The 25416-nt window shown below is 49.4% G+C and carries 26 protein-coding genes, 1 other RNA gene and 1 pseudogene; 16 read left to right on the forward strand and 12 right to left on the reverse strand.

Going from position 1 to position 25416, the window contains the following annotated elements:
* The first annotated feature begins 12 nt into the window (after window positions 1–12).
* The 12 genes from flgL (at window position 13) to QLG07_RS09045 (ending at window position 11387) form a co-directional block, all read left to right on the forward strand.
* The gene (gene flgL / locus QLG07_RS08990) at window positions 13–921 is read left to right on the forward strand and encodes a flagellar hook-associated protein FlgL (RefSeq protein WP_282469056.1); all 909 of its coding nucleotides are present in this window, start codon (window positions 13–15) and stop codon (window positions 919–921) included.
* A 76-nt stretch (window positions 922–997) separates the two neighbouring features.
* Window positions 998–2638 carry a methyl-accepting chemotaxis protein gene (locus QLG07_RS08995; RefSeq protein ID WP_282469138.1) on the forward strand — a complete coding sequence of 547 codons (1641 nt, stop codon included), beginning with the start codon at window positions 998–1000 and terminating at the stop codon, window positions 2636–2638.
* A gap of 170 nt (window positions 2639–2808) precedes the next feature.
* Window positions 2809–3537 carry an RNA polymerase sigma factor FliA gene (gene fliA, locus QLG07_RS09000; protein WP_282469057.1) on the forward strand — a complete coding sequence of 243 codons (729 nt, stop codon included), beginning with the start codon at window positions 2809–2811 and terminating at the stop codon, window positions 3535–3537.
* 413 nt (window positions 3538–3950) lie between these two features.
* Window positions 3951–4313: a flagellar transcriptional regulator FlhD gene (gene flhD, locus QLG07_RS09005; RefSeq protein ID WP_099754298.1), complete on the forward strand. Its 363-nt coding sequence runs from the start codon at window positions 3951–3953 to the stop codon at window positions 4311–4313.
* The gene (gene flhC / locus QLG07_RS09010; RefSeq protein ID WP_099754297.1) at window positions 4303–4881 is read left to right on the forward strand and encodes a flagellar transcriptional regulator FlhC; all 579 of its coding nucleotides are present in this window, start codon (window positions 4303–4305) and stop codon (window positions 4879–4881) included. The genes flhD and flhC overlap by 11 nt, the downstream gene beginning before the upstream one ends.
* 84 nt (window positions 4882–4965) lie before the next feature.
* Entirely contained in the window at window positions 4966–5862 is an 897-nt protein-coding gene (gene motA / locus QLG07_RS09015) for a flagellar motor stator protein MotA (RefSeq protein ID WP_282469058.1), read from the forward strand.
* Window positions 5859–6767, forward strand: coding sequence for a flagellar motor protein MotB (motB, locus tag QLG07_RS09020; RefSeq protein WP_282469059.1), 909 nt, complete (start codon window positions 5859–5861; stop codon window positions 6765–6767). Before motA ends, motB begins: the two co-directional genes overlap by 4 nt.
* Entirely contained in the window at window positions 6754–8721 is a 1968-nt protein-coding gene (cheA, locus tag QLG07_RS09025) for a chemotaxis protein CheA (RefSeq protein ID WP_282469060.1), read from the forward strand. Before motB ends, cheA begins: the two co-directional genes overlap by 14 nt.
* Window positions 8721–9224, forward strand: coding sequence for a chemotaxis protein CheW (locus QLG07_RS09030; protein ID WP_099754293.1), 504 nt, complete (start codon window positions 8721–8723; stop codon window positions 9222–9224). Before cheA ends, QLG07_RS09030 begins: the two co-directional genes overlap by 1 nt.
* Before the next feature lie 1238 nt (window positions 9225–10462).
* Window positions 10463–10660, forward strand: coding sequence for a hypothetical protein (locus QLG07_RS09035; RefSeq protein ID WP_282469061.1), 198 nt, complete (start codon window positions 10463–10465; stop codon window positions 10658–10660).
* Between the two features lie 137 nt (window positions 10661–10797).
* A complete protein-coding gene (locus QLG07_RS09040; RefSeq protein WP_099755275.1) occupies window positions 10798–11055 on the forward strand; it encodes an antitoxin in 258 nt (85 codons plus the stop codon).
* Window positions 11055–11387: a type II toxin-antitoxin system PemK/MazF family toxin gene (locus QLG07_RS09045; protein ID WP_282469062.1), complete on the forward strand. Its 333-nt coding sequence runs from the start codon at window positions 11055–11057 to the stop codon at window positions 11385–11387. The genes QLG07_RS09040 and QLG07_RS09045 overlap by 1 nt, the downstream gene beginning before the upstream one ends.
* 19 nt (window positions 11388–11406) lie before the next feature.
* On the opposite strand, the gene QLG07_RS09050 is transcribed toward QLG07_RS09045, so the two are convergent.
* The 3 genes from QLG07_RS09050 to QLG07_RS09060 form a co-directional block, all read right to left on the reverse strand.
* Complete coding sequence (locus tag QLG07_RS09050; RefSeq protein ID WP_282469063.1) at window positions 11407–11847, reverse strand: hypothetical protein; 441 nt, start codon at window positions 11845–11847, stop codon at window positions 11407–11409.
* Window positions 11825–12217: a polymorphic toxin type 44 domain-containing protein gene (locus tag QLG07_RS09055; protein WP_282469064.1), complete on the reverse strand. Its 393-nt coding sequence runs from the start codon at window positions 12215–12217 to the stop codon at window positions 11825–11827. Before QLG07_RS09055 ends, QLG07_RS09050 begins: the two co-directional genes overlap by 23 nt.
* Before the next feature lie 714 nt (window positions 12218–12931).
* Entirely contained in the window at window positions 12932–13195 is a 264-nt protein-coding gene (locus QLG07_RS09060) for a hypothetical protein (RefSeq protein ID WP_282469065.1), read from the reverse strand.
* Window positions 13196–13424: 229 nt separating this feature from the next.
* Here QLG07_RS09060 and QLG07_RS09065 point away from each other — a divergent pair, with 229 nt between their 5' ends.
* Window positions 13425–14018: a hypothetical protein gene (locus QLG07_RS09065; protein ID WP_282469066.1), complete on the forward strand. Its 594-nt coding sequence runs from the start codon at window positions 13425–13427 to the stop codon at window positions 14016–14018.
* Window positions 14019–14176: 158 nt separating this feature from the next.
* Here QLG07_RS09065 and QLG07_RS09070 read toward each other — a convergent pair whose 3' ends face one another.
* The 6 genes and pseudogenes from QLG07_RS09070 to smpB form a co-directional block, all read right to left on the reverse strand.
* Window positions 14177–16144, reverse strand: a complete 1968-nt coding sequence (locus QLG07_RS09070) for an AAA family ATPase (protein WP_282469067.1) — start codon at window positions 16142–16144, stop codon at window positions 14177–14179.
* Entirely contained in the window at window positions 16141–16647 is a 507-nt protein-coding gene (locus QLG07_RS09075; protein WP_282469068.1) for an ABC-three component system middle component 4, read from the reverse strand. Before QLG07_RS09075 ends, QLG07_RS09070 begins: the two co-directional genes overlap by 4 nt.
* Window positions 16644–17849, reverse strand: a complete 1206-nt coding sequence (locus QLG07_RS09080; protein ID WP_282469069.1) for an ABC-three component system protein — start codon at window positions 17847–17849, stop codon at window positions 16644–16646. Before QLG07_RS09080 ends, QLG07_RS09075 begins: the two co-directional genes overlap by 4 nt.
* A 388-nt stretch (window positions 17850–18237) precedes the next feature.
* Window positions 18238–19479, reverse strand: a pseudogene (locus tag QLG07_RS09085) (integrase domain-containing protein).
* Between the two features lie 191 nt (window positions 19480–19670).
* Window positions 19671–20033, reverse strand: a transfer-messenger RNA (tmRNA) gene (ssrA, locus tag QLG07_RS09090).
* 49 nt (window positions 20034–20082) lie between these two features.
* Entirely contained in the window at window positions 20083–20565 is a 483-nt protein-coding gene (gene smpB, locus QLG07_RS09095) for an SsrA-binding protein SmpB (protein WP_048915053.1), read from the reverse strand.
* A gap of 160 nt (window positions 20566–20725) precedes the next feature.
* On the opposite strand from smpB, the gene QLG07_RS09100 reads away from it, so the two are divergent.
* Together QLG07_RS09100 and QLG07_RS09105 are read left to right on the forward strand one after the other, a co-directional pair.
* Complete coding sequence (locus QLG07_RS09100; RefSeq protein ID WP_048915054.1) at window positions 20726–21160, forward strand: type II toxin-antitoxin system RatA family toxin; 435 nt, start codon at window positions 20726–20728, stop codon at window positions 21158–21160.
* The gene (locus QLG07_RS09105; RefSeq protein ID WP_099753938.1) at window positions 21153–21440 is read left to right on the forward strand and encodes an RnfH family protein; all 288 of its coding nucleotides are present in this window, start codon (window positions 21153–21155) and stop codon (window positions 21438–21440) included. Before QLG07_RS09100 ends, QLG07_RS09105 begins: the two co-directional genes overlap by 8 nt.
* Window positions 21441–21508: 68 nt before the next feature.
* Here the strand turns inward: QLG07_RS09105 and bamE are convergent, their stop codons facing one another.
* From bamE to nadK, 3 genes are all read right to left on the reverse strand, one after another.
* On the reverse strand, window positions 21509–21856 hold the full coding sequence (gene bamE / locus QLG07_RS09110; RefSeq protein WP_048915057.1) for an outer membrane protein assembly factor BamE: 348 nt from the start codon (window positions 21854–21856) through the stop codon (window positions 21509–21511).
* A 190-nt stretch (window positions 21857–22046) separates the two neighbouring features.
* The gene (recN, locus tag QLG07_RS09115; protein ID WP_282469070.1) at window positions 22047–23708 is read right to left on the reverse strand and encodes a DNA repair protein RecN; all 1662 of its coding nucleotides are present in this window, start codon (window positions 23706–23708) and stop codon (window positions 22047–22049) included.
* An 88-nt stretch (window positions 23709–23796) separates the two neighbouring features.
* Window positions 23797–24675 carry an NAD(+) kinase gene (gene nadK / locus QLG07_RS09120; RefSeq protein ID WP_048915058.1) on the reverse strand — a complete coding sequence of 293 codons (879 nt, stop codon included), beginning with the start codon at window positions 24673–24675 and terminating at the stop codon, window positions 23797–23799.
* A 123-nt stretch (window positions 24676–24798) separates the two neighbouring features.
* Between nadK and grpE the strand changes: the two genes are divergently transcribed.
* The gene (gene grpE / locus QLG07_RS09125; RefSeq protein ID WP_282469071.1) at window positions 24799–25380 is read left to right on the forward strand and encodes a nucleotide exchange factor GrpE; all 582 of its coding nucleotides are present in this window, start codon (window positions 24799–24801) and stop codon (window positions 25378–25380) included.
* Window positions 25381–25416: the final 36 nt, after the last annotated feature.

Genomic DNA, 25416 nt, shown 5'->3' on the forward strand with positions numbered 1-25416 from the left:
TGAGGAAAGAGTATGCGCCTTAGTACGCAACATATGTTTAACCAGAGCGTCAAAACCATGTCGGCGCGCATTAATGAAACTTACAGCGTTTACTCACGTTTATCCGCAGGTAAAACCCTGATGGCCGCCTCGGATGACCCGCAGGGCGCGGCAGATGCGGTGAAGTATCAGAATGCGCTGGCAAAAATGGAGCTGTACAGCAACACGCGCTCAACCGTCATGGGGAACATGCAACAGGCCGATTCCGTGCTGCAGTCGATGAGCCAGCTGGTATCAAAAGAGCTGAACAGCAAGATCCTTGCGGCGATGAACGGGACGGCATCGAAGGAAGATCTCGCCGCGCTAGGGAAAGAGATTAGCGGCATCACCAGCAGCCTGACGGATTTAGCCAACTCCCGCGATGGCAGCGGGCGTTACCTGTTCTCCGGTTTCAAAACTGACATCGCACCTTATGACGATCTGGGCAACTACATGGGCGGCGATACGGCACAGCGGCAGACCATCGACGAAGGGACCGAAATCCAGACCGGGCACCTGGGCAAGGATATCTTTAACAGTGGTGAGCCGGACGATCTGTTTAAAAATCTGCAGGCGGCGGCGGCGGCACTGACGGCCGATCCGATCGATCCGGATGCGGTGAAACTGGCGCTGGGCGATGCCAACCGCGCGGTTGATGCCGGTATCAGCAGCATTGGTAAGGTTCAGTCCGAGCTGGGTACTCATATGCAGCAGATTGAACGACTCAATATGCAGGGTGATGCCGACCGCGACGCAATGATGGAAAAACTGACCAACGTGCTCGGCGCGGATATTGGCACCATGGCCCGCCTGTCCGGTGACGCAAAAATGTCGCAGTACGCCATGGAGTCCTCGATGCTGGTATTCCAGGCGATGCAAAAAATGACGCTGTTCAGGTCATAACCCTCTTTCCTCCTTATTTGTATAGGCGTATCCCACCGGGGGGCTCACTCTACCGGCGGGATAGCGTATGGACACTATGTTTAAGAATCTAAAAATACAAAGCGCAATCAGCCTGATCATCGGGCTGTTTGCCCTGGTGCTGTTACTCACCACTGTTTTTTCCGTCTATAACGCCACGGGAAATAACAAAAACCTCCAGCGCATTGTTGTTTCATCGGTGAATGACCGCTCGCTCAGGGATGCTGCCTATAACATCAGTTCCAGCTTTGGCCACATTAACGGACTGATGCTGCAACAGCAGCTGGGCAATCCGGCATCACCTGAGATGGTGCAGACGGCTGACAGGATCCTGAAAAACGCCCGCGAGCGCATGGATCTGTTTATGTCCTCACCGTTTAATACCGCTGAGGAGGCTAACGCGGCAAATGAGGTTAAGGCGGTGTTTGAAGCGCTGTATAAAACGGCGATGCTGAAAAAGAATTACATCGCTAACCCTGCCGCCTACACGGGCTCACTGGAAGATGAAGTGCAGAATCGTAATCTGCTGCGGGAAAAAATGGCGACCTATGCGGGATACTCAGACAGTAACGATCGGGAATATCTGGATGAAGCGGAGAAAGATTACCAGCAGATGATCGCGCTGGGCGTGACCGTATTGATTGGCGCACTGCTGATGCTGTTTATTGTGCGGATCTGGTTGAAACGTACCCTCGCTAACCGTCTGGAACTGACGATCTACTCGCTGGAAACCATCGCAGCGGGCGATCTCAGCAAAGTGGTAGAGAGCGGTGCCAGTAACGAAATCGGTCTGATGCTGAAGGCGCTGGAGCAGATGCGTACCTCGCTGACCGCGACCATCTCGGGCATTCGTGAAAGCGTGCTGGGTATTCATAAAAACGCGCGTGAAATCTCTACCGGTAACAGCGATCTCTCATCACGTACCGAAGAGCAGGCATCTGCACTGCAGCAAACCGCTGCGAGCATGGAACAGATTAAAACCACCGTGCGCCAGAATGCAGACAACGCGCACACGGCGCGCCAGCTGGCAGAAAGCGCCAGCGGCAATGCGCGCAACGGCGGTGAGGCGATGCACAATCTTGAGCAGATTATGCAGCAGATCACCAGCAGTTCACGTCAGATAGCCGACATCAACGGCGTGATTGACAGTATTGCCAATCAAACCAATATCCTGGCGCTGAATGCCGCCGTTGAAGCGGCGCGTGCCGGTGAGCAGGGCCGCGGTTTTGCGGTGGTGGCGGAAGAGGTGCGTAACCTGGCGAAGCGCAGCGCGGAAGCGGCAAAAGAGATTAATCAGCTGATTAATACCTGTGTGGCGACCATGGACACCGGTTCGCGTCAGGTGGTACAGGCCAGCGCCGTGATGCAGGAGATTGTCTCTTCCGTGACTCAGGTGACCGAAATTATGGGTGAAATCACCTCAGCTTCTGATGAGCAGAGTGCCGGTATCAACCAGATTTCTCAGGCGGTGAATGAGATGGATCTGGTCACTCAGCAGAATGCGGCAATGGTGGAAGAGGCGGCGATGGCCTCGGGCGAGCTGGAAATGCAGTCTGACGCGCTGGAAAATCTGGTGTCGCAGTTTGTCCTCAGTGACGCGCCGCAGCCGCAGACTGTGGCAACTTCACGGGTAGCCCCGGGGCGTACTTTTAAACCGCCAGTGACGGATAATGACAATGATAATTGGGAAACGTTTTAATTCTGAGAATGAGCACCAATAGTGTTGATTATTATCGCTGTTAATCATCTTAATTATCATTCTGTATTCAAAGGGAAAGATTAGCCGTTTTTATAAAGTCTTTTCGCACTATTTAAATACGGTGTTTCACCTGATAATTCTTACTGGTATTATCAGCTGGGAATGGTAGCGTGGAAGGAATATATACTTCAGGTGGCATTGAAGATAAAACGGCGTTGTGGGCGAAATATAAGCATATCGCCCGCCAGGAAGCCCTTCGCTTACAGAAGCGTTTACCTGCCAGCGTTGAGCTTGACGATTTGATTCAGGCCGCATCACTGGGGTTTTTATCTGCCATCGATAGTTTTGATCCGAAGAAAGGTGTGACGTTAAGTGCTTACCTTTCACAAAAAATTCGCTGGTCATTAATGGATGAATTGCGCGAGCGCGACTGGGTACCCAGACGAGTGCGCAAACACGCGCGCGAAATGACCGTGATGATCCAGCAAATAGAGCAGGAAAAGGGCGGGGAAGCCAGCGAAGCTGATATCGCTGAAAGAATGGATGTCAGCGTTCAGGAACTGCAGCAGATGCTGGCGGATACCAATAGCAGCCAGGTCTATTCGCTGGATGAATTACAAGAGCAGTTTGCAGACGCTTACGAACGCGTCGATGAAGAACATGAGTCGTTAAATCCGCTTAACCAGGCGATGCAGGATAACCTGATCGGTAAAATAAGCGAACATATCAGTATGATCCCGGAGAGAGAGCAGAGGATTTTGCAGCTCTATTATCAGCAGGATTTAAACATGAAGGAAATTGGGCTGGTGTTTGGTCTTACTGAAACGCGAGTCAGCCAGCTCCACAGCCTGGCGATAAAAAGAATAAGAGCAAGAATGGATGCTTCTCGACCATCCTGATAATTCTGTCTGGCAGAGAAAATAATAATTGCACTGTCCATTTTTTGTCCTATATGTGTGTTTTTCTTCTTAAGAAGGTTCTTATTATATTAATTCCCTTAAAATTAATAATGATTAATTTTTATTAATATTGATCAATATCAATAAGATAGGTTGGTGCTTTGCATGAAACAATCTTTGGGTGTGTTGTGGTCTGAAACTAAGCTGGTTAGGATGCTCGCACATTTTGATGCAGCCGCCGTTTGGTGTTGAACGTATTCTCTTTGGTTTTCCATGCTGGATGATATTCGCGTGGCTAAACAGGGGGGAAATACCAAAACGTTCTCTGCGTCAGCTTAAGTAATCAGGGTGTGATTGGCTACTTCACATAATCACATGTCCATTATCAACTGCGTAAAGTTGAGAAACTTCAAATGCCAAATTTTGATGAAAGCCTGCAAAGTATCCATGATATTAACCTGTCCTACCTGCTTCTGGCACAGCAACTTATTCGCAAGGATAAATTTGCCGCTGGTTTCCGCCTCGGTTTATCCGAAGGGACGATTGATAATCTGAAGGAACTGTCGCTGCCACAGTTGATGAAGCTGGCATCGACAAATCAGCTTATTTGCCGTCTGCGCGTGGACGATGAAGTGGTGATTGAAAACCTGACTAAAGATTCGCGTATTGAAGCGCTCCAGCAGATTCACACCGGTATTATTTTATCGACTGATTTACTGAACAATCTGTGCCTGCACCATAACGCTGTCAACGAGGGTGAGAAAAATGTGCGATAACAAAAGCCTGCTCGAAGAGATTCATGAGGTCAATATTGCCATGGAACTGATTACCCTGGGGGCCAGAATGCAGGTACTGGAATCAGAAACCTCATTAAGCCGCCGTCGTTTATTGCGCTTATATAAAGAACTGCGTGGCTGTCCCCCTCCGAAAGGCATGCTGCCATTCTCCGAAGACTGGTTTATGTCCTGGGAGCAGAATATTCATTCGTCGATGTTTTATAACATCTGCCTGTATCTGCAAAAGACGGAAAATGGTCGTCCGATTGAAACGCTGATGAAGGCTTACCGTCTTTATCTGGAACAGTGCTATCCGCGTTCCGCAGAAAAACCCGTGCTGGGATTAACCCGAGCATGGACCTTATTACGCTTCGTAAGCTGCGGCATTATTTCTCAAAAGCCTTGCAGCGTGTGCAAAGGCGGGTTTGTGGTGTCGACTGAATACATCAAAAATCCCTTTACCTGCAGCCTGTGCAGCCCGCCTTCGCGTGCGCTGAAACGCTCACAGGCCAGTAGCCAGGATTATGTTAACGCATTCAACCAGCAGCAGCTGGCGGCATCCGCTTAACCGACCCGGCAGTTTACGAGATGGCTGTTACACGATGGTGGCCGAGATGCCGACATCGGACTTGAAGAGTAGATAGGAGTCGTTGTGTTAGTTATTATTGGCTATCTTGTTGTAATTGTTACGGTATTTGGTGGGTTCATGATGTCTGGCGGCAACCTGGCCTCACTGTTTCAGCCGATTGAGCTGTTGATCATCGGCGGTGCAGGCGTTGGCGCATTCATTGTCGGTAATAACGCTAAATCACTTAAAGCAACGGGTAAAGCGCTGGGGCGCCTGTTTATCGGGCGCAGCTATAATAAAGCGGTCTATATGGACCTGATGGCGCTGCTGTTTCTGCTGCTGTCGAAGAGCCGCATTAATGGGCTGATGTCGCTGGAAAAAGATATTGAAGAACCCGCCAGTAGTGACATCTTTGCTGCCTACCCCCGACTGCTTAACGACCCTATCCTAATCAATTTTGTGCTCGACTACTTCCGTCTGATGATCAGCGGCAGCATGAACTCCCATGAGATCGAAGATCTGATGGACGAAGAGATCGAAACCCGCCAGGAGGAGCTGGAAGTCCCGGCCAACAGCCTGAATACCGTCGGCGATGCTTTTCCGGCATTCGGTATTGTTGCCGCGGTGATGGGCGTGGTGAATGCGCTGGCCGCCGCCGACCGCCCCGCGGCCGAACTGGGTATGCTGATCGCCCACGCGATGGTAGGGACCTTCCTCGGTATTCTTCTCGCTTACGGCTTCGTGCTGCCGTTGGCCACGCTGCTGCGCCAGAAGAGCAGCGACCAGCTCAAAATGATGCAGTGCATTAAGGTGACGCTGCTCTCCAGCCTGAACGGCTATGCGCCGCAGATTGCCGTCGAATTTGGTCGCAAAACGCTGTACACCAGCGAACGCCCATCGTTTGAAGAGCTGGAAAACCACGTGCGAGAGGTCAAAAGTAACGCCAGCACCAGTGGTAAAACGGCGGAAGCGACGGAATGAAAGGCACCACGACCATCATCCGCTCGCGCAAGCGCAAGCACAAAAAACATGCGCATCATGGCGGTACCTGGAAAATAGCCTACGCCGATTTTATGACCGCCATGATGGCCTTCTTCCTGGTGATGTGGCTGCTTTCAGCCTCGACCCCGATGCAGCGCGAGCTGATCGCCGACTACTTCCGCATGCCGCTTAAGCCCACCATGGCCAACGGTAACAAAACCAGCTACAGCGACAGCATTATTCCGGGGGGCGGCGACGACCCGATGAAGCAGGATGGCGAAGTGTTCAAGCACAAGGTCGATAATCTGGACCGCTTTAAGAACGTGCAGAGCCTGAAAAGTGCCAAAGCGCTGCTGGAGGCAATGATTGAAACCGACCCGCGCCTCAGCGACTTCAAATCCAACCTGCTGCTGACGCTCACCGACGATGGCCTGATGATTCAGATCACCGACAGCCAGGAGCGGCCGATGTTCCGCACCGGCAGCGAGACGCCCGCGCCCTATATGAACGGTATCCTGCATGCACTGGTACCGCTACTGAACCAGTTGCCCAACCCGATCAGCCTGACCGGGCACACCGATTCCCTGCCTTACGCCGGGGGTAACGGCGGCTACAGCAACTGGGAACTCTCTGCGGGCCGCGCGAATGCTGCGCGCCGCGTGCTGGTCAGGGCCGGGCTGGATGACGGGCGCTTCCTGCGCGTGATCGGCACCGGCAGCCGCATGGGGCTGGCGAACATCAGCCCGGACAATCCGATGAACCGCCGCATCAGCATTCTGGTCCTGAGCAAGCTAAAAGAGCGCCAGGTGCTGCAAGAGAATACCGTCCTGCAGCAGCCGGACGCGCCGCTGCCGCAGGGAACAACCGTGACCGCAGTGCAGGGTGATAACGATGGACGTGAATGAGTTTTCCCAGGTGTTCTTCGCCGAGGCGGAGGAGCTGCTCACCGAGATGGAGCAGCAGCTGCTGCAGCTGGATATCGTTAATCCGGATATCGAACAGCTTAACGGCATCTTCCGCGTGGCCCACTCGCTGAAGGGCGGGGCAGGGACCTTTGGTTTTGATGTGCTGCAGGAGACCACGCACATTCTGGAGAACCTGCTGGATAAAGCGCGCTGCGGCGAAATGCAGCTGAGCCGCGAGATGATTAACCTTTTTCTGGAAAGTAAGGACATTATGCAAGCGCAGCTGGAAGCCTACCAGTCGTCGCAGGAACCGGATGAAGAGAGCTTCCGCTATATCTGCGAAGCGCTTCAGCAAATCGCGCAGCTGGAGAAGGGCTGCGCGACTGCGGATGTTGCCGCCGCTGCCCCGGCAGCAGACGCTCCTGCCCGCCATGACCGCCTGATGATTACGCTGTCGCGGCTGGGTGAAGATGATCGGACGCTGCTGCGCGATGAGCTGGCGAACCTCGGTGAAATTATCAGCTATCAGCCAGCGGAAGCCGGGATGACGGTGGAGCTGGAGACCAGCGTTGCGGCTGATGATATCAGCGCGGTGCTGTGCTTTGTGCTCGATGAATCACAGATTGCGATCCAGCCGATCGCCGCCGCCGCTGTGCCACCCACTCCCCCTGCGCCACCCACTCCCCCTGAGCCGCCCGCGCCCGTTACACCGCCGGTGACAGAAGCCGCAGTAAAATCTGCTGCCCCTAAACGCCCGGCCAATACCGAATCCGGCAGCATCCGCGTGGCGGTGGAAAAGGTGGACCAGATTATTAATCAGGTCGGCGAGCTGATTATCACGCAGGCGATCTTCTCACAGCTGACGGCGCAGCTCGACCCGGCCAAATACGGCATGCTGCTCAGCAGCGTGGCCCAGCTGGAACGCAACGCGCGCGAGCTGCAGCAGTCGGTAATGTCGATCCGCATGATGCCGATGGATTACGTATTTAGCCGCTTCCCGCGCCTGGTGCATGACCTCGGCAGCCGCCTGAATAAAGACGTGGCGCTGACGCTGAAAGGCGGTTCGGCCGAGCTGGATAAGAGCCTGATCGAACGCATTATCGATCCGCTGACGCATCTGGTACGCAACAGCCTCGATCACGGTATTGAAGAGAGAGAGGAGCGCCTGCGTAAAGGTAAAAGCGCAACCGGCAATCTGACGCTGTCGGCAGAGCATCACGGCGGCAATATCGTGATTGAAGTGACCGACGACGGGGCGGGGCTGCCGCGCGACAAGCTGCTGGCGAAGGCACGCGCGCGCGGCACGCATATCGCTGATTCCGCGCCGGATGAAGAGGTGTGGATGCTGATCTTCGCCGCGGGATTCTCCACTGCGGAGAACGTTACCGACGTTTCCGGGCGCGGCGTTGGCATGGACGTGGTGCGGCGCAATATCCTGGCCATGGGCGGCCACGTCGAGGTGCACTCGGTACGCGACAAGGGCACGACTATCCGCATTCTGCTGCCGCTCACTTTGGCGATCCTCGACGGTATGTCGGTGAAGGTCGGCGACGAGATTTACGTGCTGCCGCTCAACGTGGTGATGGAGTCGCTCAAGCCGAGCGACGATATGCTGTACCCGTTTGTCGGCGATTCACGGCTGGTCCACGTGCGCGGTGAATATCTGCCGTTAATCGAGCTGCGCCGGGCTTTTGCCGTACCGGGCGAAGCCAGCGGCGATGACGGCATTATCGTGATCGTGCAGAGCGGCGGCTGCCGTTACGCCCTGTGGGTTGACCAGCTGATTGGTCAGCACCAGGTGGTGGTGAAAAATCTTGAGCACAACTATCGCAAAGTTCCGGGTATCTCCGCCGCCACCATCCTCGGCGATGGCAGCGTAGCGTTGATCCTCGATGTTATTGAGCTGGCGGGGCTGCGTGACCTGCCCGCCGCGCAGAAAGGGATAAATCAATAATGTTATCAACCGACAGTCATTCTGCTGCGGCCGACGCTGCAGTACAAAAGTATCTGGTCTTCCGCCTGGGAAATGAAGAGTACGGTATCGATATTTTAAAGGTACAGGAGATCCGCGGCTGCGACCGCGTAACGCGCATCCCCAACGTGCCGGACTTTATTACCGGCGTCACCAACCTGCGCGGCGTCATTGTCCCTATCGTCGATTTACGCACGCGCTTCGAGCTGCCGGTGGTGGCGGAAGACGACAGCGCGGTGGTGATTGTGCTGAACCTGAAAGAGCGGGTGATGGGCATTGTGGTCGATGGCGTCGCGGATGTGCTGTCGCTAAACGACAGCCAGATCAAGCCCACCCCGGACGTCTCTTCGGTGATGACCAGCCGCTATCTTGCGGGACTGGGCGTGCTGGATAAGCGCATGGTGATACTGGTGAATATCGAAATGCTGCTGAGCCGCGAAGAGATGCAGGTGGTCGGCTCGATGGTTGATGCGCTCGCAGAATAACCCCCTCCTGAAGAAAACAGGCGCATGGCACAAGCAGTGCGCCTGGGTAGTTTACCGCTAAGAGTAAACCCCCACTTATTTTCACTGCCTCTGAGGACATTACTGCAGCTCGCGCTGTATGGATTACACACCTGCAAATATTGAGAAATGGAATGATGCCGTAGGGGCGATCCTCTTTTCCGGTCGGTCTCCGGTCGTTCTCCGATCCTTCATATACCGTAGGGGTCGATCATCTTTTTCGATCGACCCGCAGAGGCTCAGGCAGAATTCAGTGGCCTCAAATGTCGCAGGGAATATCCTGTAAACCCGCACCAACATGACTTCCATCGCGATACGATCGGCAACCCGGCCTGATGCCAGCCAGAGCACGCCGGAACGGCAAAAGACGCTCCCTGCGGGCCTCGGCACGCGGCATCCCTGCCGCGTGACGTCCGGCTTACCTCCGGCAGGCCTCATCCCTGCTAACAGCGTGCCCGCTGCGAGTGTTAAGCCGCGGCGATGGCAGGAAGATACGTGGGCTTCATATACCGTAGGGGGCGACCATTTTTTTCGTTCGACCTCCGATCCTTCATATACCGTAGGGGTCGACCATCTTTTCCGGTCGACCCGCAGAGGCTCCGGCAGAAGTCCGGGGCTTTCGTGTGCCGCAGGGTACCTCCTGCAAACCCGCACCAACATGACTTCCATCGCGATACGATCAGCAACCCGGCCTGAGGCCAGCCAGAGCACGCCGGAACGGCAAAAGACGCTCCCTGCGGGCCTCGGCACGCGGCATCCCTGCCGCGTGACGTCCGGCTTACCTCCGGCAGGCCTCATCCCTGTTAACAGCGTGCCCGCTGCGAGTGTTAAGCCGCGACGATGGCAGGAAGATAAGTGGGCTTCATATACTGTGGTGGCGACCGTCTTTTCCCAACGACCCGGTGTATGAAGGCGGGTTAACCTGGAGATATACACGTTCTTTACCGCCTTTAATTCCCCGATCCTCGTCACGCAGCGCTTATAAATCCGGTTAGCGAGTCGCGATTTGTTTGTTTAAGCACGCGTAGTTTTCACGTTTTATGCGCCGCCTTCCAGAATCGGCTGCAACCTAACGTGTGTGCTTGAATAAGTGCGTCAGCGAGGATTATGGTAGCCATGCGTCGGCAAAATCCGGCGACAGGATTGGCGTCCTGACACTGTATCTCGGCAATATGCGCCATAAATTGCGCATATAACTAAATGATTGCTTCGAGATAACCATGATGAATGACGGAATTTATGATTACACCCCGCTAGAAACCACCGAGTTATGTGACCAGTGCCGCACTCTGGCCTTTACCATCACCGAACTCACTCACCCAACAGCCCGCGATATCTTGCTGTGGGTGCTGGTGGAACGCATTGAGATGCTGAGTTTGCGGCTGGAGAGCGAAGACCACTTACTAACTGAGAACTGATGACGGTTAGTAAAATTGCAGGCATTGCTTTGGCGGTGCCTGTTGATGTTTTGCAAGGCTCATAATTTTCTCTACAGCTTACGTGGAAAGCGTTTAGTTGTGATATTATATTTTTATATAATAAAGCTGGAGGGGTTATGTACATTACAAATCTGCGAAAAGTGGGGGGCTCTGTCATGCTGGCTGTGCCACCTGCGCTGCTGGATGTTTTGCAGCTAAATGCTGGAGCGAAAGTGGGTATGGCTGTTGATGCTGGCCGACTGATTGTGGAAGCACAATCTCGCCCCCGCTATACGCTTGAGCAGTTGCTTGCTCAATGTGACAGCCAAGCTGAAGTTTCGTCTGATGACCGTGAATGGCTGAATAATAAACCAGTCGGAGGAGAGTTGATCTGATGGAAAGAGGGGAGATATGGCTAGTCTCACTTGACCCAACTTTGGGACATGAGCAGCAGGGAACGCGGCCAGTTTTGATAGTTTCGCCTGGTGCTTTTAACCGATTGACGGGAACACCAGTTGTGTTGCCTGTCACTAACGGCGGCAACTTTGCCCGTACAGCGGGATTTGCAGTGCCGCTCGATGGCGCCGGTATGCGCACCGTCGGCGTGGTTCGCTGCGATCAACCGCGCGCTTTGGATATGGCTTCACGACACGGCAGGAAGCTGGAGGATGCTCCAGCAGAAATAGTTGATGATGTGATGGCTCGACTGGCGACGATTTTCGAATAAGTAACTATGGCACGACGGTTTATGAGCCATAGCGTCCTGTTGCGGTTGAATTCAAATCAATCAGTAGCATAATCGGCATATTGCCATAATAGAAAGATGCAGAGTTTGAGAAGCTGTAGATCTTCCCGGTTATCCTGACCAGGATGCGGTCACCGACGGTGGTAAACACGGCATTACTCTTATCGCTGACTAAGAATGGTCCGCTATCGCGGAGTACAGGCAATGGCTTGTTCAGTGGCTTGTTGAGATAGTAGCGATAGACTGCGCCAACGGTAGCACCGCCACCCTGGTATTTTGTGATGTAGAGCCATGTATTGGGGCTAAGTTGTTTCTTACTGAAGAGAATATCGTCCGGTGATGAATGCTCAGCGTAGAAGACGACTCCGCCAACAGCAACAATAATAAGTAATATGGACGTCAAAATGTAATGCAGACGCTTAAAAACCGTGTTGCTTAGCATAATCAATTCCCTGTCTTATCCAGAACTGGTCACGGGGATCATCACCATAAGGTGGCTTGCTGTACCAGTGCCCCCAGTTCGACTGACTGGTCCCAGCACGGGACTGCGCCCATCCTGCACCCATCAAAAGTATATCAGCTGGGATGCCTGCAGCTGTACCTGTTGCACCAAAATTAAAATTTCCAAAATTCTGTAGCTGATAACTTTGTTGCTTGTAATCCCAGGGGCCGTGATTTCTTACTTTTTGGTAAAACCAATAATATACACGAATAGTGGCCATGTCTCGCGGCATTCCATGAATGCGTGCTTCGCGCATGTTTTTCCAAATAACAGAGGTGCCCCCATCTGGGGTAATTGGTATAACTGCCATGTAAACTCCTGTCTTCCTGACAAAAATGTGATGATACAGTGGGTACGTAGTGATAGCCGAAGAATGCATAATTTGTCTTAAATAGACTAGAGGAGCTTGATAAATGATGCGGAATTAGACACGTGAAGAATGAAAGATCTTTTCAATAATTTACCCAGAAAATGCCTATAAAAGTTTATAGGGCTGTGCTAAATGCAATGATGTTAATTGGTGCTTTTATAAGAGAGTGTCTTTAGTAAATTGGAAGTTTAATGTATAGCGGTAACAATAACAAATCTAATGATAAGCCAGTGCTTGTCGAATTGAAGATATACACGGATTATACGTTCGAGCAATTACTTGCTGAATGTCATGGCAAAGCTTAAGTTACGGCCGATGATACTGAGTGGTTAGATAACAAGCCGATTAATAGAGGGTTAATTTTATAAATTACGGCTTAATGCTATTCTGAGACATAATTAGCTTTAGCAATTAAAACGTATGGTTTATGAAGCCTATACCAATGCCATGTAGTTTTGCTGCTCTGTCATCTTTTTTGCGACATGGACAGGATGATGCCGCTTGGATTATCGGCTACTTCGGAAACTGGCCGGAGCAAGGGTAGCGGAGATATCAATATATTTTCTCAATCCCATTGCACGGCTTACACCGCGAGGATCGGAAAAGGGCAGTTTAAACGTGGGTGATGGCGATACTTTTACTGTCCATGCGGTATCACCGATAAAGCGAAAGCTTGCTGAGCGGGTCGAAACCCTCAAAGTGACCTGAAGAATAAGCACCACCGATAGTCATTTTCTCTACTATGCCTTGAGAGGAATTTAATAGCAGGATCGTCAGCATTTCTTCAAAGATGATGTCATCCGTCACGAATAAAAGATAGCGACGTGAATCAATTTTTATCGCGACTTCAAGCACTTTCCCTGGAATGATAATTCCAGTTGATTTGCCGCCAATCAGCACTTCAGGTTGAGTGTTCATACTGATTTGTTACTTGTTGGCCCTGTATGGATGGGGCTAACTTTACCTAGAGGGAAAAATGGGATCCATATATGTACCTAAAGAAAAAAAAGCTGTGGAATGTGACGTTTTAAGAGAGGTTGGCATGAAAGACGATAGTGTTCTGGATGGTATTTTTTTTCAGTAAAGAGCGAAGCTGAGCGTTTTATATCGTGCTACAGCGGTAGTGATGATGATATCAGTAGTTACAATGAACTCCGTGGCCGGTGCGAGAGTAAAACAAAAGAAAAAATTAATAAATTCAAGGGAGGAAGGCGGCCATATCATGGATGATAATTTTGAATGCATGCTTTACGATGCTAATTTTTCTGCACAATGGAATGGAAAGTTTGGAACGTATCTTGCCATTGCATTCTTCTTTTACCACTGGGGGCAGTATTGTTATTCTTCTGGGCACCGGCGTGAAGGATTGCTATTTATGGCAAGAGCAGCTGGTTGTGGTGGAGTCTGGCAGGGGGCTGGGCTATACGCTGACCGTGTAGAGACTTCTGAATTGGCGTTAAAGAAAAAGCAAGATCATGGAAAGAAGGGTGGAGAGGCTACAGCCACGGCTTTAGCACCCGCACGAGATGAGTTAAAGCGGTTGCTTAAAATAAACTGCCCGGCAGAAGGATGGAAAACTAAAACTGCAGCAATCGGTGCCGTTGTAGATCAACTTGAGGCTTTTGTTACAAAAAACAAAATAAAATTTAAAACTGATAATCTTGATAATGCCATATTAACATGGTGTAAGAGATATGATGATTTACGAGACGTATTGGAGAGTTCTTTAAATAGAACATGAAAAATAACCGCGTGGATTGATTTTTCTTTATGGACATATGGAGGTGCGTGCTAGTGAAGAAGTACATTTAAACAGCCGAAACCGGTAAACATGCGTCTATATGCTACTCGCGGTTGGATATGGAATTAATGCCGCCTTGATAGAAGGCGGCATTGTAACTAAATATCATCAATAAGACCAATAGGTAAACCATTTTCACCGGTTGAACTGTATTGTGCGACAGTAATCTCCCTCAACTTTTCGGCCAAATTTTCGGGCACATCATTATCAACTACTATGATTTGAATTGGGGTTTTATTTTTTTTTGCATAATTGCAGATATCAATAAGGTTGAAGTATATTTTTTCATATTTTAAGGGGTCAGAGGCACCCTCAATTACATCTTCCTTTTTATCAGTAAACTCGACATATTTTTCTTTTAAATTTTTCCCTAAATATTTACCAACTGTGTCGAGCATTAAAAGACGTGGGTGATTAATATCATTTTTAATTGAGCTTTTGAGTATGGAAGACATGTAGCCAATGGAGACTATTGTTCTCAATCCACCTGAGGTAATATTGAAGTAGTCTTTTCCTCTAACAATTGCCGAAAAGTGGCTCTTATTAATATCTATCCCGGTTCTGTTTTTTATATTAATTTTAGCAAGAAAATCGTTTAAGTTATCAGCTAAATCTGATAGTACACCATCTATACTTGGAGCATTAGATCTGAGTCGATCCAATTCTTCATTTAATTTTTCTAAATTATCAATTAATGTATTTTGTCTAACTAGAATTTCTTCTTGATGGTTTCTTACTCGTAAGTTTGATACAAGGTTTTCTCGCTGTTTTTTTGTGCTAACAATCTCTTTGATTAAAGTATCTCGCTGTGTTAAAAATGGAGTGATCATTTCCCTAGATTCAGAATCGATCATTTCACTCACTTTTATAAGATCTTTTTCTAATATATTTTTACTAACTAGCATATCATGCTGTTGAGCTGTAATACCTATTATCAATTCTTCAATTGACTTCGTTCTTTTGATTAATGACTTAAGTTCTTCATCTAATTGTTCTGATTTTGAATTAATGAATCCGCCATCTGTGGTATTGATTGACATTATATTGTCACAGATTGGACAGTTGCATTTTACATCTGCTAGCGAGCCAATTCTTTCATTAGCAACGTGAATTGCTTTGATCTTTTTAACGTCATTTAAATAGTCATTTTTAAGTCTAATGTATTGATCTTTCTTGTGGCTAAGCTCGATAGATTTTTTATTTAAACCTTTTATTTTTAAATTGAATTCATTATGGAGTGACTTTAATTCATTATAATTTTCAGAATCAGCTGTCATAGTAGCATTAATTTCATCAAGAGACTCTTCAATGTCTTCTATGAGGGTATCACATTCGGTTATTGCGTCGTCTAAAGATGATATGCTTTCATAGCCAGTTTCTCTTAGGAACTCAGCAACGTTATCATATTTCTTTACCAACCTAGCATGTTCAGTTTTTTTCTCTGAAATTTGAGATTCAATATCGGCTATATCTGCGTCGAACAAATTGTAAATGTACTTAAATACTTCTTTTGTTTGAGTATAACGTCCCCATTCAGTTAAGTTTAATAGTGACTTACTTCCCATGTCATCCTGATTAACATAGGCGAATTTCATAATGTTCCTGAAGCTTAGTCTTTGAAACTTAGATACCTCCTGAGTTGGAGACACTTTTAGCTTCAGTTTAGGAAAATTAAGTTTATCCATTAAAAAATCAGAAAAAAAACCGTCCGGAGCATTTGTTATTTTGAAGTTAGGTGCATATTTCCCGGGTAAGAAAGAATCTTTCTCTTCATACAAACTTGGGTAAACTTCAATGAATTCAGATGGTTTATAGATGTCCCTTATTATAGTAAAAGGCGAGTCATTTATAAAAACCTCCATGGCAGCGAACTTAACAGAAGATATAATCTCATCAGCCAATTCAATTCTACTTGACCCAAGTAAATAATTTATAAATTCTAATATGCTGGATTTACCTGTGTCAGAATCACCATGAATAATATTTAACCCATTCGTAAAAGAGACAATATAATCTTTTCTTAATCCTGCCAGAATTAATTTTTCAATCCTTAAATATGATTTCATTCTGATATCCTTACTAGGTCATTTATCAATTTATTGAGCTTGGGTGTTGTGCAGGATTTTAAAGCAGAAATTGATTTTACATGCTGTTTAACCTGATTGAAAAAATCAGAATCTAAATTATTGAAAAAGAGCTTTCCATTCTCTGATAGTCTAATTAATGTAACACCATCATTCCTTAAAGCCTCAATAAGCCCTTTGCAAGATAGGTATTTTATTAATTCTTTTATTTTTCTACTATTAAATAAAATGTCAACATTTAGAGAGAGACCTTTTATCGTATAAGTTTCCTCTCTATCAATTATTGGTATTTTTTTACCAGCTAAAAACATCGCCCGCTCAATTTTAGATGGATTTTTTATCAAGTACATAAATATCTGCGCTTTATTAATATCCATCACAGCGTCAGAGTTTTTATTCTCTCCTAAACCCTCTGTGATAATTATTAACATGCATAGATTGAGACTAAACTCTTCATCTAACGGAATATAAGGTAAAATGCTCACTGACTACTCCTGAGCTGATTCAGCGATTCAAGTGTAGTATCAGCAGACCAAATTACATCTCTATTTGATTTGTTGGCTAGCTGATGAAGCATACCTTTTTTATGCAAATTATCGAAATCAGAGAGTAAAACATTTAATGCAATACGATCTTCATCTTCAATTTTTTTGTGGATCGCTGATAATAACTGATCAGAAGTAAGATGGTTAGCTATGGCTGATTGAAACTGGGTTTGATATAACCCTTTAATTTTACGATACAATCCATCTAATATCGCTCTGTCACGATCGCTTGTAAAGAAATTTCTCGCTAATTCCGCATTATAATAATATTCCTTTGCATGATTAGAAATGTCATCATGTACATCAGCTACAATCATCTTTAATACAAAGTATTCATTATCATATTGATTTTCATCGACGAAATCATTTGTAACTAATGGCTCTCGATTGTCTCGATCAATTTCTAATATAAATCTTTTTACTAATTTATATACATTGTTATCAGTATCTGAAGGCTTACAGATTGTACCGTGATCTTCATGAACTGCTATTGAGTCTTTTGCTAGGATTTGAATTGGTAATGCGCTTTTTTTATTTACTATTAAATCATTTGTGCCATAAATGAACTTTGCACTTGGCGTTTGATTTGACGCAAGCCATTCCCTATTTAAAGAATCGGTCTCATCACTAAATACTTTCAAATCTTTTATCTGGGCACTTGATGATATCATTGATGAGTAGGACGCAAGCTCAGAGCCAGCATGAGGAACGGCAAGGGAAATAAAACCTTTAATATTATCATTGCGACCATATTTTATCATTTTTAAAATACATGATTTAGCGACTAACCCCCCCATGCTGTGAGCTACAAATATGATGTTTTTATATTCTGAAAGGTTAACATCAATTTCTGTAACTAAGAGCTCAGATAATTCGTCAACCGGCAGGTTCATTTGTATTTTATTTGTAGAGTTAAAAAGCTTCCTCAAGAAGCCTTTCGCTACATTGAATTTACTTGTGAAGTTTGTAAAATATTCAAAATATGAAATATCAAAACTTGCTAAATCTTCATCCGATTTTAATAACTTTGGAAAGGAAACTTCATCGCTGTAATTCCAAGTATTACCACCTCCATTCAGTCCATGAATGAAGAGTACTAAATTAGAGGCTTTTTCCTGTCGAATCCATTTTAGCATTGTCATTGTTTTTATCCTAAAAAACGCTAAAAATCATAAGGCTATGATTGTTGTTCAACATAAATGATAGTCTAAAACAATGAAATATAAAAGACTAAAATATTACTACAAATCAGAAGGATAGGTTTGTTACTAGCAAGTAGAACCGTCTTTGTATCTACCAGAAGTACGGTGGATGAATCCGGGGAAGCAGTAACTGCTCGTTAGGAGAGGGGGATGATCTTAATAATAAAGGTATAGGGTAGAGCAACAGCCCAATCTCTCAGGAGACTCCTCTCAATGTTAAAGCAACGTTAACATTGTTCGGATATGCGTTGCAGCGATCAATTTAATTAGCAACATATGCCGGGCTGCATTATGAGATTTCAAGTTGCATCAATACCGCTTATATTTTCTACCCAACGAGCCGCATACTTTTTGTCCCACCATCAATAATACTTCCGCGATCAGCAGCCATAACGAAGTCAGCCCACTACTGCATCATTGGTCGTCGTTGTTCAAGATAGTCACTGCGGTTATAAGCGCGACGTACTTCATTCTTGTCTACATGGGCAAGTGCTGCCTCAATGACATCAGGTGGGACGCCTTGCTCATCAAGGGGCGTATTGGCAATAGATCGCAGACCGTGTGAAACGAGTACTCCACCAAAACCTGCGCGTTTTAGCGATGCGTTTACGGTCTGACTGTTCATAGGCTGGTTTGGCTTGATGCGGCTGGGAAAGATAAATTCCCGATTGCCACTTAACGGCTTCATCATTTACAGAACAACGATGGCTTCATCAGACAATGGCACAGTACGGTCACGGTTCATCTTCATGCGCGATGCAGGGATCTTCCATTCTCGTGCCTCCTGGTCTACCTCATCCCAACGAGCCTCAGCCGCTTCGGCAGGGCGGGTAATAGTTAGAAGTTGCCACATTAAGAGGCAGCGTGTGGGAAGGCTAATGCTGGCTGTTCGCATCGTCTGCATCAGTTGAGGTAGCTGATCCGGTCGAATGCTTGGCATGTTCTTCTTCTGCGGCTTCTCAAAGGCCTTGCCAATGTTGACACTGGGCACTGCATCAATCAGACCTGTATTTTGGGCATAGATCATGACCTCATTAATGCGCTGGCACAGGCGACGAACGGTTTCCAGTGCTCCTCTGGCCTGGACTGGTTGCACGGCCTGAACCAGGGTATGAGCTTTAATATCTGTAACGCTGACGTCGCCAATCGCAGGAAAAACATCTCTCTCAAGCGAGCGCCAGATATCGTCGGCATAGTCCTCTGTCACGCTGGCTTTCTTCACATTCCACCATCGTTCAGCTACGAGCTGGAAAGTAATTGTTTTGGCTTCAAGCGAACTGCGCAGTTGTTCTTGCTGATGCTCCTGAGGATCGATTTGTTTCGCCAGGAGAGAGCGAGATTCTGCTCGATAGTTTCTGGCATCGGCAAGCGTAATTGACGGGTAGGGGCCTATACTCTTCTTCGCACGTTTCTTGGTGAGAGGGCGAATGTAGCGAAACTGCCAGATTTTACTCCCGCTGGATTTGATCAGTAGCTCAAGTCCATCGCCATCATAGAGAACGTAGTCCGCTTCCTTCGGTCTGGCGGATTCGATTTCCTTGACGGATAAAGGTTTGGCCTGGCTTGCCATTGCTGGGCTAGGCACCTCAAAAACAATAAAGCTTTATGAGGTGCCTAACAAGGTGCCTAAAAGGTTCGAATTTGATTAGTTGACATCAGACTTCGCGGGGCACATTGAAGGCACAAAAAAGCCCACTCGGCGTTAACCTTGTGGGCTTTCAGGACTTCTGCGGTCGGCTCTGGAACCGCCGCGAAAAGATTTGGTGGAGCTGGCGGGAGTTGAACCCGCGTCCAGAATTACTACACCGTCGGCACTACATGCTTAGTCAGTCTTTACATTCGCCGGCCAGCTGCGGACAGACACGCCACTGACAAACTAGCCTGATTAGTTTTAGTGCTTCAACCCCAGGCCGGGTATCCACACGAGTTCTTTTGGGTTTGACTTCTCTTGATCCCCGTCTTAAGAACGGAAGCTAGGGAGAGAAGGCTCTAAGCAGGGTATTAAGCTGCTAGTGCGTAGTTTTCGTCGTTTGCGACTATTTTTTTGCGGCTTTTAACGAGGCAAACCGCCCCTCGGCATGCTCCTAGGGCTACGCAAATCCTGTCGAATCCAGAATCAGCCCCAAGTACTGTTTCGCAGTATATCAGAAAAACCTGTCGCTGTACCAGTAGGTTAGCGATTAGCGTGTTTCATAATACGTGCTTTGTCTAATTTCCACTCACGATCTTTGATGTCATCGCGCTTGTCGTGCTCACGCTTACCTTTTGCCAGGCCGATTTTCAGCTTAGCCCAGGCGTTTTTCCAGTACATCGACAGCGCGATAATGGTGTAACCATCACGGTTAACTTTACCAATCAGCGTGTCGAGCTCGCGTTTTTTCAGCAGCAGCTTGCGGCTGCGCGTCGGGTCGCAGACATAATGCGTAGAGGCGACGCTCAAAGGCTGGAAAGTTGACCCAAACAGGTAGGCTTCGCCATCGCGCAGCATGATGTAGCTGTCGCTGATGTTGGCCTTACCGGCGCGGAGAGTTTTGACTTCCCATCCCTGGAGCGAAAGCCCGGCTTCGAACTCTTCTTCGATGAAGTATTCGTGGCGGGCGCGCTTGTTCATGGCAATGGTAGCGGAACCGGGTTTATGTGCTTTTTTCTTTGTCATAGTGCTACTTAGTGTACATGAAGCAGTGATTAATGGCATCCCCTGTAAAGCCGCTGACGGGGGAAACGGATATTCTAGCAGATGCCCGGCCGGAGAGAATTTTTGTTTGATTGCTGGCAATGGTATTATTTATAAGTTCTAGAAATTGACAGGAATCGTTATGTCCCAGATTAGTCGTTCCGCGCTGGTGCCGTACAGTGCTGAGCAGATGTACCGCTTAGTTAACGATGTCGACAGCTATCCGCAGTTTTTACCGGGCTGCACCGGTAGCCGGGTGCTGGACGCCAGCGATGACCAGATGACCGCTTCAGTTGACGTCTCCAAAGCCGGCATCAGTAAAACCTTCGTGACCCGTAATACGCTGACCGATAATCAAAGCATCCATATGCAGCTGGTTGATGGTCCGTTCCGCAAGCTAAACGGCGGCTGGCGTTTTACTGCGCTGAGCGAAGAAGCCTGCAAGGTTGAGCTGAATCTGGACTTTGAGTTCACCAACATGCTGGTTGAGCTGGCGTTTGGCCGCATCTTTAAAGAGCTGGCCAGCAGCATGGTGCAGGCGTTTACCCAGCGGGCGAAAGAGGTCTACAGTGCCTGATATCGTGGTGGAAGTGGCGTATGCACTGCCGGATAAGCAGTATCTTTACAGCGTCAAAGTGCCGGAAGGCAGCAGCGTAGAGCAGGCGATCATCGCTTCCGGCCTGCTGGAGATACGCAGCGACATCAGTTTGCAGCAGAACAAGGTGGGGATTTTCAGCCGCCCGGTGAAGCTGCAGGATGAAGTGCAGAGCGGTGACCGCATCGAAATCTATCGGCCGCTGATTGCCGACCCGAAAGATCTGCGCCGCCAGCGGGCGGAACGGGCAGCAAAAAAATAAGGCGCATTGAGCGCCTTATTTTTTTATAGGCCAACCGGAAAAAGGGCGGCCTCTGGCTGAACAGAGGATTAACCTTCGTTTTTGCTCAGTGCAGGTTTGTTATCAATGTTGGTCAGCGTACCGTTCTGATCAAACGTCAGGGTCAGCGTCTGCTGTTTCACCGGCTCGTGGCCTGGCTCCTGACGGAATACGTAATACCACACGTTTTTACCAAACGGGTCGTGCATCATCGGCGTGCCCAGCGTGTAAGCAACCTGCTGTTGGGTCATGCCAGTATGGATTTTGGCGACGTCATTGGCGACCAGGTAGTTGCCCTGGTTGATATCCGGGCGGTAAACCACTCGCTCCAGAGTGGAACATCCAGCGGTCATCATCAGAAGAACCACCGCGGCAGCAGTCAGCGTTTTACAGCGCATAATCAATGTTTATTCCTTTGTGGCTATATTCGTATCCCCGGACTCCCTGAAACAAGCCGCTCCAGGACATGGGTCTATCAGTGTGCAACTACGATACCAGTGTAAGCTGCCGATGATAATAAACCTTTCCGCAGTTTAAAACCTCTGCGAAGCAACGATATGACCACAATCCGGTAAAAAAGTGCAATGCTCAGGCGGCTAAAAGCTCTTTGGCGTTCGCCAGCGTGTTGCGCGTGACCTCGCTGCCGCCCAGTAAACGTGCCAGTTCCTGCAGGCGGGCGCGCTTGTCCAGCGGCTGCATATGCGTTTCGGTCATCGCACCGTCGGTCTCTTTACTGACGTAGAAATGCTGATGGCCACAGCCTGCAACCTGCGGCAGGTGCGTCACGCACATCACCTGAGTAGATTCACCCAGCTGGCGCAGCATTTTACCGACCACCGCGGCGGTTGGCCCGCTGATACCCACGTCCACCTCATCGAAAATCAGCGCCGGCGTATCCATTTTACGTGCGGTAATCACCTGAATTGCCAGCGCAATACGCGACAGCTCACCGCCCGATGCCACTTTGCCCAGCGGCTGAACCGGCTGGCCAGGGTTGGTACTGACGCGGAAATCGATACGGTCCGCGCCTTCAGCCGTCAGATGGTCCGGGTTAAACTGAATTTCAATGCTGAAGCGGCCGTGCGGCATTGACAGCGTATGCATGCTGTCGGTGATCAGCCCGCTCAGCTCGTTGGCGAAATGAGTGCGGCGCTCGTGCAGCTGCTGTGCGCAGCTCAGGGCCGCAGCATAGTGCAGGCTGACGGCTGCGCTCAGCTCGTCCTGGTCGCTCTCCTGCTGGTCAAGCAGCTGCTGTTCTGCCAGCAGCTGCTGATGAAATACGGGCAGCTCTTCCGGGGCAAGGTGATGCTTGCGTGCCAGGCTAATCTGGCGCGACAGGCGCTGCTCCAGCTCGTGCAAGCGGTTAGGATCAAGGTCGAGGCGGTCACAGTAGTGGCGCAGCTCATCGCTGGCCTCACTGATTTGGATAGCGGCCTCTTCCAACATGCCAAACACACCGCTCAGCTTGTCGTCCATCTCAATCAGCTCGGTCATCAGCTGGCGTGCGGTATACAGCTGGCTTTGCAGGTTGTTATCTTCGCCATCGGCCAGCATCAGCAGGGCTTGCTGGCTGGTCGAGAGCAGCTGCCCGCTGTTCGCCAGGCGCTTATACTCTTCATCAATCTGCTCATATTCGCCGCTGACCGGCGCAAACTCGTTCAGCTCTTTTAGCTGATACTGCAACAGTTCACGGCGCGCTTCACGCTCCTGCGCCAGCTGCTGATGCTGCGCCAGCGCGCGGCAGCTCTGGTGCCACTGACGATAGTGCTGCGCCATGTTTTGCATCAGCAGAGGTTCACCGGCGTAAGCATCCAGCAGTGTTTTCTGGTGTTCAGGTTTGAGCAGCAGCTGATGGGCGTGCTGGCCGTGGATCTGGATAAGCGCCTGGCCGAGGTCACGCAGCTGGGAGAGCGGCACCGCAGTGCCGTTGATAAAGCCGCGTGAGCGACCATCGCTGCTGATCACACGGCGCAGCAGGCATTCATTACCGTCATCCAGCTGGTTGTCCGTCAGCCAGCGCTGCGCGGAAGGGGTATCTTTGAGGGAGAAGCGCGCGCAGATATCGGCCCGTGCTGCCCCCTGGCGCACCATATCAGCCTCGGCACGACCACCCAGACACAAACCCAGCGCGTCAATGGCGATGGATTTACCCGCACCGGTTTCCCCGGTGATAGCCGTCATTCCGCGCTGAAAGTCGATCTCAAGCTCGCGAACAATCGCGAAGTTACTGATGGTCAGTTGTGCCAGCATAATTGTCTTTCCTGTATGAAAACACAGATATGGTTTTTCATACAGTATATACTGGTTTTATAAACAGTAAACTCAGGCAGCACGCTTTTTAGAATAATTTTTTTGACCAGCCGAGCTTTGAGCTTAGCGTGTTGAAATAATTATAATTTTTCGGGTGGATCAGGTTCAGGTGATAATCGCTGCGGCGGATTAATACATCTTCTCCCTGCTGGATAGGCAGTGCTATCTGGCTGTCGCAGCTGATCTCCAGGTCGCCGCGCATATGGGAAAAACGCAGGCGGATGGTGCTGCTGCTGTTGATCACTAATGGGCGGGCCGACAGGGTATGCGGGAACATCGGCACCAGCACAATGGCATCCAGCGACGGGGTGAGGATTGGCCCGCCGGCCGAGAGGGAATAGGCGGTGGAACCGGTCGGCGTGGAGATGATCAGGCCATCCGACCGCTGCGAAAACGCAAAGTTCTCGTCAATATAGACCTCGAACTCGATCATATGCGCCACTTTGCCCGGGTGCAGCACCACTTCGTTTATCGCCGTGCCAATGCGCGGCGTGCCGGACTGGCGGCAAACCTGCGCTTCCAGCAGGAAGCGGCTCTCAACGAAGTATTCGCCTTCCAGCACGTCGGCCAGCTGCTGCTGCGCATTGTCCGGGTCAAGGTCGGTGAGAAAACCCAGGTTGCCGCGGTTAATTCCGATCACTTTGATGTCATAGCGCGCCAGCACTCTCGCCGCACCCAGCATATTGCCATCACCGCCGACCACGACGGCCAGATCGGCCTTGCGGCCAATCTCCGCCAGCGTTCCGGTCAGGACGCCATCCAGTTTCAACTCGCGCGCGATCTGCTGCTCAATAATGACCTGATAGCCTTTACCGGTCAGCCAGCGATACAGCATTTCATGGGTGCTGAGTGCGGTAGGGTGGCGTGGATGGCCGACGATCCCGATGCAGTTGAAGTGGGTATTCATGTTACTGGCATTCCTTACGAGGTAAACTGCCCCGACAATGTGACTGGTTCCCTTGAAACCGCGATTCTGATCCCCATAATAAGCGAACCAGCGAGATGAATATGCACAAACGCGGAGAAATTCATGAGTAGTAAAGAACAGAACACACCAAACGAGCAAGTTTCAGACGAAATCGAGATGGAGCAGGCACAAAACCAGGACGCGGAAACAGCAGAAGTGGTGGATCCGCGTGATGAGCGTATTGCTGAACTGGAAGCACAGCTGGCCGATTCTCTGGGTGGCGTGCGCGATGCGCAGCTGCGTGCTCAGGCAGAGATCGAAAACATCCGTCGCCGTGCCGAACTGGATGTGGAAAAAGCGCACAAATTTGCGCTGGAAAAATTCGCCAACGAGCTGCTGCCAGTGATCGACAGCCTGGAGCGCGCGCTGGAAGTGGCCGATAAAGAGAACCCGGAACTGGCTTCGATGATTGAAGGCATCGACCTGACCATGAAGTCACTGATGGGTGCGGTACGTAAGTTTGGCGTGGAAGTGGTTGGCGACACCAATGTGCCGTTCAACCCGGAAGTGCACCAGGCGATGTCGATGATGGAGTCTGAAGAGGTCGCACCAAACCACGTGCTGATGGTGATGCAGCGCGGTTATACCCTTAACGGTCGCCTGCTGCGCCCGGCGATGGTTGCCGTCGCCAAAGCCAAAGCTTAATGCCTGCACGGGGCGACCTTTTCCCCGGTCGCTCCT

The sequence above is a fragment of the Erwinia sp. V90_4 genome (assembly GCF_029967685.1).
Classification (GTDB): domain Bacteria; phylum Pseudomonadota; class Gammaproteobacteria; order Enterobacterales; family Enterobacteriaceae; genus Erwinia; species Erwinia aphidicola.